10 protein-coding genes and 2 pseudogenes are annotated in these 10,337 nt (G+C 43.6%); 3 read left to right on the top strand and 9 right to left on the bottom strand.

Annotation, left to right across the window (positions count from 1 at the left end; translation table 11 throughout):
• Positions 1-271: 271 nt before the first annotated feature.
• Positions 272-667 carry an ArsR/SmtB family transcription factor gene (locus BJP37_RS28310; RefSeq protein ID WP_075903840.1) on the top strand — a complete coding sequence of 132 codons (396 nt, stop codon included), beginning with the start codon at positions 272-274 and terminating at the stop codon, positions 665-667.
• 55 nt (positions 668-722) lie between these two features.
• On the opposite strand, the gene BJP37_RS40205 is transcribed toward BJP37_RS28310, so the two are convergent.
• Entirely contained in the window at positions 723-875 is a 153-nt protein-coding gene (locus BJP37_RS40205; protein WP_158069808.1) for a hypothetical protein, read from the bottom strand.
• A 119-nt stretch (positions 876-994) separates the two neighbouring features.
• Here BJP37_RS40205 and BJP37_RS28300 point away from each other — a divergent pair, with 119 nt between their 5' ends.
• Positions 995-3,067 carry a heavy metal translocating P-type ATPase gene (locus BJP37_RS28300; protein ID WP_081431363.1) on the top strand — a complete coding sequence of 691 codons (2,073 nt, stop codon included), beginning with the start codon at positions 995-997 and terminating at the stop codon, positions 3,065-3,067.
• A 25-nt stretch (positions 3,068-3,092) separates the two neighbouring features.
• Here the strand turns inward: BJP37_RS28300 and BJP37_RS45200 are convergent.
• The 5 genes and pseudogenes from BJP37_RS45200 to BJP37_RS28275 all read right to left on the bottom strand — a co-directional run.
• Positions 3,093-3,236: pseudogene (locus BJP37_RS45200) on the bottom strand (antitoxin family protein); the annotation flags it as partial.
• A gap of 160 nt (positions 3,237-3,396) precedes the next feature.
• On the bottom strand, positions 3,397-3,837 hold the full coding sequence (locus BJP37_RS28290) for an HNH endonuclease (RefSeq protein ID WP_075903836.1): 441 nt from the start codon (positions 3,835-3,837) through the stop codon (positions 3,397-3,399).
• A 32-nt stretch (positions 3,838-3,869) separates the two neighbouring features.
• A complete protein-coding gene (locus tag BJP37_RS28285; protein WP_075903834.1) occupies positions 3,870-4,127 on the bottom strand; it encodes a hypothetical protein in 258 nt (85 codons plus the stop codon).
• Positions 4,128-4,204: 77 nt separating this feature from the next.
• Positions 4,205-4,495, bottom strand: coding sequence for a hypothetical protein (locus BJP37_RS28280; protein WP_075903832.1), 291 nt, complete (start codon positions 4,493-4,495; stop codon positions 4,205-4,207).
• Positions 4,496-4,737: 242 nt separating this feature from the next.
• On the bottom strand, positions 4,738-5,277 hold the full coding sequence (locus BJP37_RS28275) for a P-loop NTPase family protein (protein ID WP_075903830.1): 540 nt from the start codon (positions 5,275-5,277) through the stop codon (positions 4,738-4,740).
• A 275-nt stretch (positions 5,278-5,552) separates the two neighbouring features.
• Here BJP37_RS28275 and BJP37_RS28270 point away from each other — a divergent pair, with 275 nt between their 5' ends.
• Positions 5,553-6,788, top strand: coding sequence for an RNA-guided endonuclease InsQ/TnpB family protein (locus BJP37_RS28270; RefSeq protein WP_075903828.1), 1,236 nt, complete (start codon positions 5,553-5,555; stop codon positions 6,786-6,788).
• On the opposite strand, the gene BJP37_RS42955 is transcribed toward BJP37_RS28270, so the two are convergent.
• The 3 genes and pseudogenes from BJP37_RS42955 to BJP37_RS28260 form a co-directional block, all read right to left on the bottom strand.
• The gene (locus BJP37_RS42955; RefSeq protein ID WP_229415604.1) at positions 6,721-6,960 is read right to left on the bottom strand and encodes a hypothetical protein; all 240 of its coding nucleotides are present in this window, start codon (positions 6,958-6,960) and stop codon (positions 6,721-6,723) included. The two genes, BJP37_RS28270 and BJP37_RS42955, sit on opposite strands and share 68 nt — an antisense overlap.
• Positions 6,961-7,278 (bottom strand): annotated as a pseudogene (locus BJP37_RS42950) (tetratricopeptide repeat protein); the annotation flags it as partial.
• Positions 7,185-10,013, bottom strand: coding sequence for a tetratricopeptide repeat protein (locus BJP37_RS28260; RefSeq protein WP_229415603.1), 2,829 nt, complete (start codon positions 10,011-10,013; stop codon positions 7,185-7,187). The gene BJP37_RS28260 and the pseudogene BJP37_RS42950, both read right to left, overlap by 94 nt.
• Positions 10,014-10,337 lie beyond the last annotated feature (324 nt).

The following is a 10,337-nucleotide window of genomic DNA, read 5'->3' as shown; positions in this document are numbered from 1 at the left end:
CTCCCCATCTCCCCATCTCCCCATCTCCCCATCTCCCCATCTCCCCATCTCCCCATCTCCCCATCTCCCCATCTCCCCATCTCCCCATCTCCCCATCTCCCCATCTCCCCATCTCCCTATCCAACTAATCTACTCTCTTTGAATGCAACTCGGTATTAATGGGTCAAGGGCACCTAACAGGGAATCAACGTAAAAGAAAACTGTACCTCATAACTGCGGTAAACGCTATATTATCATAGATCTAGAGATTAAATAGTAAATGTAATTCATCATGACTGATTCTAGTTCCTTAAATAAACCAACTGTCCACTCTTCTGATGCTCCAAGCTGTGATGAGTCCCTAGTTCATCTAGATAATGTGTGGCAGTTGCAGAGTAAGGTTCTAGCAACGGAAAAAGCGCAACAGATGGCAGAGTTTTTTAGCGTTCTTTCCGACCCCCATCGGCTAAAGTTGCTTTCAGCCCTGGCACAGCAAGAGCTTTGTGTCTGCGACTTAGCAGCGATAGTAAAAATGGGGGAATCGGCAGTATCTCATCAGCTACGAGTTTTGCGATCGCAAAAGCTAGTAAAATATCGCCGTCAAGGTCGCAACGTTTACTACAGCCTTGCCGATGAACATATTGTGACTTTATATCGAGAGGTAGCTCAACACCTTGATGAAGGTTGATTATTGAGCAGAGATATAGCAATTATAAGACTTGTGAGGTACAAATATCTGGGTTTTAGGGAGCAGGGAGCAGGGAGCAGGCAATAGGCAATAGGCAATAGGCAATAGGCAATAGGCAAGAGGCAAGAGGCAATAGGCAAGAGGCAATAGGCAAGAGGCAATAGGCAATAGGCAAGAGGCAAGAGGGAAAAAATATTGTGTACCTCATATTAATAAAAAAATGCTGTCAATAATTTATTTGGCACAGCTACTTACTATATAATTTGAATAATCTTTCATTTGAATAGTATTTCAGATATTCAGGAGATTTTCACAGTAGGTATTGCTATGGCACAACTCCATCATCATCAAGACTGCTGCAACTCTGGGCATTCTGTTGAAGCGGTTGCTGAGGTGACAACCCATGATCACTGCTGCGGGAACAGTCAAAGAAAGGAGGTGACAACCCATGATCACTGCTGCGGGAACAGTCAAGTAAAGGAGGTGACAACCCATGATCACTGCTGCGGGAACAGTCAAGGAAAGAATGAATTTAACTTGTGGCGCGAGTTAAGAGCGGTCGCGATCGCTACTCCCCTTTTGTTAATCGGACTGATTTTTCAAGATAGTTTAGATCAGACTCCTTTTGGCATAGCTGAATATGCCATCTTGATTCCTGCTTACTTACTCTGTGGTTGGGGAGTGCTAACCACTGCGGGGCGAAATATCCTGCGGGGTCGGATTTTTGACGAAAACTTTTTGATGACCATTGCCACCATAGGCGCGATCGCTATTCACGAACTACCGGAAGCAGTGGGGGTGATGTTGTTTTACCAGCTGGGGGAATTGGTACAGGGGTCTGCGGTGGGGCGATCGCGTCGTTCGATTCGAGCCTTGCTGGAAGTGCGTCCCGATACTGCTAATCTGCTAGTTAACGGCGAGATAAAAACCGTTTCCCCTGATCAAGTTGCTGTTGGGGAAATAATTCGGGTACGCCCTGGGGAGAAAGTTCCCCTGGACGGTGAGATTATTGAGGGAAGTTCCCAACTGGATACGTCTGCCCTCACAGGAGAATCAGTGCCCCGTACCGTTGTAACAGGAGATCTGGTGTTAGCAGGGATGATTAACCAGTCTGGAGGGCTAACCATTCGGGTTACTAAGCCCTTTGACGAGTCTTCTATTGCCAGAATTTTGGACTTGGTGGAAAACGCCAGAAGCAAAAAAGCCGACACGGAAAAGTTTATTACTCGCTTTGCCCGCTACTATACACCCGTTGTAGTTTTTCTTTCCCTAGCAATTGCCCTGTTACCACCTTTGCTAATTTCGGGAGCAAGCGCCAGTACCTGGACTTATCGAGCCTTGGTGCTGTTGGTGATTTCCTGTCCCTGTGGATTGGTCATTAGTATTCCTCTGGGCTATTTTGGCGGTATTGGAGGGGCAGCCAAGCGCGGTATTTTGATTAAAGGTTCTACGTTTTTAGATGCTTTAACTCAGGTGAAAACCGTCGTCTTTGATAAAACTGGCACCCTTACTCAAGGAAACTTTCGAGTCACCGATATTATTACCCACAATGGTTTGAGTCAAGAGCAATTACTAGAATTAGCTGCTCATGTAGAATCTGGGTCAAATCATCCCGTAGCCAAATCGATTCGACAAGCTCATGGCAAACCGATTGACAGTTCTAAGGTTGAAAATTATCAAGAAATTGCGGGACACGGTATTCTCGCCCAAATTGATGGAAAAGTTGTCATCGCAGGAAACGATCGCTTACTCCATCGAGAGGGGATTTCCCATCATGTCTGTGTGGCTGATGGTACGGTAGCTCACTTAGCTGTGGATGGTAAATACAGTGGGCGTATCTTAATTGCCGATGAACTCAAAGAAGATGCTATCAATGCCATCCAAGCACTGCAACAACAGCAGATTAAAACTGTGATGCTGACAGGAGACAGTCAAACCATAGCTAATACTATCGCTCGAACCCTAGGGATAGATGATTTTCAAGCGGAACTATTACCAGAGGATAAGGTGAATGCTTTAGAGAAAATCCTCACAGCAGTAAACCAAACTAACCATAAAACTGCATTTGTGGGAGATGGCATCAACGACGCACCAGTAATTGCTCGTGCTGATGTGGGCATAGCTATGGGGGGATTAGGCTCAGATGCTGCTATCGAAACCGCCGACGTGGTAATTATGACCGATGCTCCCTCTAAAGTAGCAGAAGCGATCGCCATCGCCCGCCGAACCCTAGGTATTGTTTGGCAAAATATTATTATTGCTTTGGCAGTGAAAGTCGTCTTTATTGCCCTGGGTACCATGGGGGTAGCAACTCTCTGGGAAGCTGTATTTGCCGATATGGGAGTGGCTCTGTTGGCGATTCTTAATGCTAGTCGGGTATTGCAGATAAGGGACAATTGAAGATGTCTATAAATTATTTAAGCTTTTAACTATGTTCATGCAACATATCTCGTGTAAACTTAGGAGAATTAGAAGGAATAGAGTTTTGTTGCATTCGCTCAACAAGTAACCTTAAAAAATCTTGTCTAGCCTCAATATCGGTAATCTGGGGAGGAATAACTTGACGGGAAAGCTCCATCATCATAATTAGGGGTCGATTAGTTAGTTACTTAAAGTTTAGCCTATACAAAGGTAAGCATATGCGCTACGCGCAATCGGTGCTTTTAGCTGCGACCCGTGGTGAATTTAATTCTTCATGGGTCAAGCGCACCTAAGGAAGATTATTTTATTTATGCTTTCATTTGTTTTAAGGCATCAGGTGAAGGGTATCTATTTACTTCAATCAGCAATTGTCTTTCTAAGAGGCGATCGCTACTATTAAACTGCAAAATTATGGCTGTGACTTCCCCAATATCTGTTAAAGATTGAATCATTGCACCCTCAAGACGAAAATGCTCAGACCATGGATCTCGTCTAGGATTAAAAAATCTCACCAGATCACCTGTGCGCCAAATAATTGACCCTAAATCTGTTCCTTTATTGAGGTTACAATATAAACAAGCATAAGCTAAATTTTCCGCACTCGTTTCACCCCCATGCTTGACACTGATAATGTGGTCAAATTGACATCCACCACTATCCTGTTCAGAAATCAGACAATATTCACACAAACTTTTAGCCCGCTGACTGACTAATCGTTTCAGTTCTTTAGTCATGTAGTGTCGAGGCATAATTAATTTATTTATATATACTTCTCTCTATACTAAGACACAGATTTAAGGTATTGATGAGCTCTAGCTTTCGCTAATCTAATCAGATGTTCGACCACTAAAAACTGTTCGAGTTCATTTTTTTCAGATGGGGATAAATCTCCTAATTTTGCGCGTTCCACTAAATCGTATATCTGTTCCTTTGTAGCTTCCGAAAATTGAAACTTAGTCACACTTTCTGGGCTAGTTCCTTGAGCAACAAAATCAATAAATTCATCGTATATTTTCTGAGTTTTTACTAAAGTCGTCATGGTGACATTCCTAGTAACGATAACAATCGACAAATATATTATAGACAATCAGGGGATAGAATTGGGAAAATCAATATCTATTGATCGATTTCTTGCCGATAGGCAGCAATTTCAGCTTGTAGATCCTCAAAAGTATGGTCATCCTTAAAGCATCCAAATTTATCCAGCCAAGGATTTCCTGTCTTGCCTAGTAGGGGAATGTCAACTTCAACCACTTCAACCTGATTAGTTAGATAGTCAAGTAGTTGAGCTTTAAGCTGATTGATGGCAGCATCACGGCTATTTTCTACAACCATGACTTCCGGCCATTCTTTGGCACGAGCAATATATTTATCGTTTTCTCTACTGAGGATAACTTCATAAATCATGACCCCATCTCCTGCTCATCTTTAGTCGCTATCTCAATTTTAGCTGAGAGGGGAACAACAAGGCTATTAGCGATTATTAATGCCAGTCGGTTATTGCAAATAACGGAGACTTGAAGATATCTAGAAATTATTTAAGCTTTTAATTATAGCCTTTTTCATACCTATAATGTATAGTATTCTTTGACACTGATTGCCTATCTTGATGCAGTCGCTTAAAACCCTCTTTACTATTGCTAGCATGCCTATTGCCTATTGCCTTCAAAGGATTCTGTAACCATAGTTTGCAAAAAATGCTTTACCTCTTGGGGCGATCGCAAATGGTAAACCTGCTTTGTTGCTTTAGCCGCTTCCACATAAGTCCGGTACTTGGGCGTTAGCTTTTTATGACACAGCCAGACCGTGTTATAGGAATTCAGCGTGCCTTGTACTAGGGGACTATTTTCAGGCCAGCCTTCCGGTGGCACCCAAAGACCTTTAACAAATCGCTTTGTGACCCACCAGTAATGTCGCAGCACAGCCATATCCAGATAGACCAGGGTATCGGCTACATCTAGCCGTTGCCACACCGTATCGAGTGAGCCAAATCCATCAACGATCCATTGCTCCTGTTGCAAGAGCTGATCATGGGCGGCTTTAAACTCGGCATGGGGCACCTCAGCACCGCCCGGTCTATATTTCATGGAATCGAGGTGTACCAGGGGTAATCCAGTTATTTCGGCTAAACGTTTGCTGAGGGTCGATTTGCCACCGCCAGCATTGCCAAATACTGCAACTCTATTCATAGTTAGGGAACAGGGAACAGGGAACAATCCTGTGTACCTCATTTGTACGTCATTATGCTGAAAACCGCTATACTGTTCCCAATTCTCCATTCTAAATTCTAAATTCTAAATTCTAAATTCTAAATTCTAACGGTTGTATCTGGAGTATTTCTGGCTAGGAGGCGTTGGCTGTTACCGAAAAATGGGGTCTAAAGTCCCGTCCTCATAGGGCAGCTTTTTTTGAACTTTTATCCTAGTCATTGTATAATAAATTAATAGCGGGAGGTCGATAAGTGATGATTATTCTAGAGTTCAAGGCATACGGCAAACAGAGACAATATCTAGCAATAGATGAGGCGATCAGAACGGTTAAATTTATCCGTAATAGCTGCCTTCGCTATTGGATGGACAACAAAGGGGTTAATAGATACGACCTAAGCAGATATAGCAAAGATTTGGCTAAAGAGTTTCCGTTTGCCAATGAGTTGAACTCTACTGCCCGTCAAGCTAGTGCTGAAAGGGCATGGTCATCAATCGCTCGCTTCTTTGATAATTGCAAGAAAAAGGTTCCTGGAAAGAAAGGCTATCCCCGGTTTAAGAAACACTCTCGTTCGGTTGAGTATAAGCAGTCTGGATGGAAACTGTCCCCAGACAAAAAGTCAATCATCTTTACCGACAATAAAGGGATCGGAAAGCTTAAGCTTAAGGGTACATGGGACTTGTGGCGCTTTGACAAAAAGCAAATCAAGAGGGTTAGGATAGTCCGTCGAGCAGATGGGTACTATGTTCAGTTCTGCGTTCAGGTTAATAATTATGAAGAACTAGAAAAAACTGGACACACTGTTGGGTTAGATGTAGGACTCAAAGATTTCTACACTGACTCAGACGGACATGTCGAACCTAATCCCAGATTTTACAGGAAAGGCGAAAAACGTCTAAAGTTTTATCAACGCCGGGTTTCTCGGAAAAAGAAAGGCTCTGCTAACCGTAAAAAAGCTATTAATAAACTAGGTAAGACACACCTCAAAATAAGTAGGCAACGTGAAGAACACGCCAAGAGACTGGCGCGTTGCGTAGTCCGGTCTAACGACCTGGTCGCCTATGAAGACTTGAGGGTAAAAAATCTGCTCAAAAACCACTGTCTCGCCAAGTCGATTAATGATGTAGGTTGGTATCAATTTAGAAAATGGATAGAGCACTTTGCCACTAAGTTCGGCAAGATAACTGTTGCAGTAAATCCTGCTTATACCAGCCAAAACTGCTCTAACTGCAATAAAGTAATCAAAAAGTCTTTATCAACTAGAACCCATACCTGTCAATGTGGTTGCCAGTTAGATAGAGACCATAATGCCGCAATAAACATTCTGAAGCGAGCCTTAAGTACGGTGGGGCACACCGGAACTGGGATTGACCGTAGGTCACGCTACGGGAACGTCGATCCAAACGCTTGGGGAGAAGCGGCCTCTACTCTTCCTGGCTCCGGCCTGGTTGAGCAAGCTGCCTCGTTGAACCAAGAATCCCCGCGCCTTTAGGTCGGGGAGTGTCAACCCAATCTTGATAGATTCTATCGAGCTGATAGTAGGCATTTCCTATACCTGTTTGGTCATCAAGCTGCTGACGGATGGCTAAATCTTTGAGTTGACAATCGACCGCTTGCTGATATTTGCCCCAGTTTCGATAACAATCAGCTAGCCAATACCACAAATTGGCAACATCTTTCTGTTTATCCAACTGCTGATAAAGCTCACGACTTTGTTGGTAGGATTTAATCGCATCTTTATACTTACCCCAAACTTGATAAATTCTACCAAGCTGATAGTAAGCTAATGCTACACCTGTTTGGTGATCAAGCTGTTGACGGATGGCTAACTCTTTGAGTTGATAATCCACCGCTTGTTGATATCTGCCCCAGTCTCGATAACAATCAGCTAGCCAATACCACTGATTGGCGACATTCTTTTGTTTATCCAACTGGTGATAAAGGTTACAGCTTTGTTGGTAGGATGCGATCGCTTGATCATACTTACCCCAATCTTTATAAGTTGATAGTAAGCTAATGCTATATCTGATTGGTCATCAAGCTGCTGACGGATGGCTAAGGTTTTGAGTTGACAATCCAGCGCTTGCTGATAGTTCCCGGATAGTCGATAACAATTAGCCAGCCAATACCATAACTTTGCTACATTCTTCTGGTTACCCAACTGCTGATTGATGTCAAGGCTTTCTTGGTAGAATGCGATCGCTTTCTCATAGTCCTCCTTTTTCCGATAACAGGTAGCTATTGCCCAAGCAATGTAAACCTTGATTGGACTATCTGGCTGTTGATTAATCTCCTCTAAAATTTCAATAGCCTGATCATAGTTATCCGGGCGGACGTAAGACAGTGCTGTTACAAATTCTATGGCTTGTTGACTTGCCTGATCCCGAATCGAATCTTGTCTAATTGCTTCCAGAGCTGGGGTCATATCTTCCCCTAGTTCTGTCACCAAATCTACCAAATTATCCAATAGCTTAGGCTCTGCTTGGTTAACTAACTGTTTAATAAATTCATGTACAGCACTAACTAAGGTTTCTCCAGCTTGACCACAAGCTACGTATAAACTTGCTAACTGAGTCTTTACCCATCTCTCTTCACTTAGCTTTAAATTATTAGCCGCTTCTTGGAGAAACTTAATCACTTCATCCTTCTGATTAAATCTTTCAAGGTTCCGTAACCTGATCAATAATTCCTTAATCGTTTCATGTTCAAAGTCTTCATCTAACCCCAAGTAAGTCCAGACTAACTGCTGAATCACCCTAGCTCGAATCTTACTGTTGACATCAACATCAGCCAAAACTTGACCGGCAAACAGTAAATCCTGCAATACCAACGGTGACTCTTGGTATGAAACCGTTGAATCTTCCCCTAAGACTGGCCAAACTAAAACCACATCCTTTGATGGGCGTTGCTGAATTGAAGTATGAATGCGCGATTGTTTGGTGTTGTTCAAGCCCCCTAAATCCCCCAACTTTGGGGGACTTTGAGAGTTTTGTTCCCCCCAAAATTGGGGGGCTAGGGGGGCAAAATCATACTTAGAATCACCAACGCCCTTTGATGATGTTTTTCTAATCTTAATTTCCCCATGGTCAATCTTAGGCTGATAGTCATCTAAGGGTTTAAACAACTTTGGAACTAACTTATTAATCCGTCTGGGATTCTCACTCCCCAAATACCCTAAGGCTAACAAAATTGGTTCATCCCAACGGGCTTCATATCGATGCTGATTAATAATATCGAGAATCTCACTAACATCATTATCAGCAATATACCGAGCAGCAAAATATTCTTCAAAGGTCAGATGCATAAACCCATAACTACCAGGGGCACGTTCCACAAACAAACCGGTTGTTTCCCTGACCCTGCGCAAAAAATCATTAATTTGCCACTGCACGCTTTGGGAATCCGGGTCTTCATCATTCAACTCCCCATGGATTTCGGCTAGTTTTTCCCTAACCTCTGGTTCACTGACTAATCCCGAGGGTTTGTGTTCATGCATCCAGTAAGCCAAGGGAGCCAACAGTGCCATCACCTGACTTTCTTTGAGCACTACGGTCTCAACACCAGGCAATTTTTTGCTCAATTGCCAATCTTCGGTCAAGGTCTGGACGGCTAATCCATAGAGTTTTACCCGTTGATTGGGCAAGCGAGAGCCATTGCGGTGAATTAATGCCAAAATCGTTAACAATAAGGGATTGCCAGTCATACGCTTGACTCCCTCACTGGCTGCGATCGCTTCCTTAAGTTCCCCACTTTGGTGATCGGCTTCCTGCTGCCAATAGTGCTGACTAGCATCGGGCCTTTGAGCTTTCTCCACCGCTAGACACCATCGGTCTAGAAACCGCTCCACCTGTTCCGGTTCCATTTCAGTAATGGTGAAATGGGAAAACCGTTGGCTTAATTTAACCTCCCGATAGCCAGCAATGCGGCTAGTAATCACAAATTTGTTATTGTGGAATTTGGTAACAAACTCTTCAATTTGGTTAACTATCTGTTGGCGTATATCCTGATTAAACACTTCATCCAAGCCATCCAACAGCACCAAACACATACCACTATGGAGTTTGTGACGCAAATGCTCAAAAATGCTTGTAGTCTTATCGGATCTACAAAGTTTACTTGGTTGTGCCCCCCTAACCCCCCAATCTTGGGGGGAAATGCTATCAAAGTCCCCCAGAATTGGGGGATTTAGGGGGCTATTGCTCAGTTCGTTATCAGTCTGATTTGTTACTTCACTTTGCCACTGCTCAGAGAATTCCCTAAGAAACTGTTGCAAGCTCAAGTCGGATTGGGTTGCCAACCGTTCCGCATAGTCAGCAATCCGAAAGAACACCGGTAAGCGAGTTTGCCCCAAATCCTCGTTAGCTTCCCCTGCCAATACTGTTTCCTGGTGATCCCGTTGAGCGGTGGCAAAATGGAGCGCTAGATATTTCAGAAGGGTGGTTTTCCCAGCACCAGGGTCTCCCAAAATCACGCTATACTGACTATCCTGTATGGCTTTCGCTAAATCAACCTTTTCCGGAATAGTTTTAGTACTGCTAGAACTATCGATATCCTGAGTTATCCTTTCAAACTGATCTACCCGAATCGAAGGGCTAGATAAATTAGCTTTAGATAAATGCCTAGCATCGGAGCTATCAACCACCAGCTTCTGACGTTCAGCCTTGAGGGAAATATAGACCTGATCCAAAAAAATATCCACTTGGCGCTGCACCTGCATCACGCCACTAAACTTGAGATAAGAATTCTGGGCAATTAACCACTCCAGATAGGGATAAAATAACCGTGCCAGGGGGGGATGGGTTTGAAATTCCACAATCTGCTCCCGCCAATCCCAGAAATCCGGAGCCCGGAGGCGAAACTCATCCAAAAATTGGGGTTTATTGAGCCAAAACATCAATACCATGTCTCGCTCAAACAGGGATTCTCTACCGACATTCAGTCGTTTTAGCTCATTGATGCGACGAGGTGTGTCCAACTGCTCAATCCCGAAGGCCATGATTAGAGGACGACTGTCAGCAGGAGTGTTGACAGAGGTACCTTG

It is taken from the genome of Moorena bouillonii PNG, assembly GCF_001942495.1.
GTDB classification, from domain to species: domain Bacteria; phylum Cyanobacteriota; class Cyanobacteriia; order Cyanobacteriales; family Coleofasciculaceae; genus Moorena; species Moorena bouillonii.
This window is presented reverse-complemented; position numbering and strand designations above follow the sequence as displayed.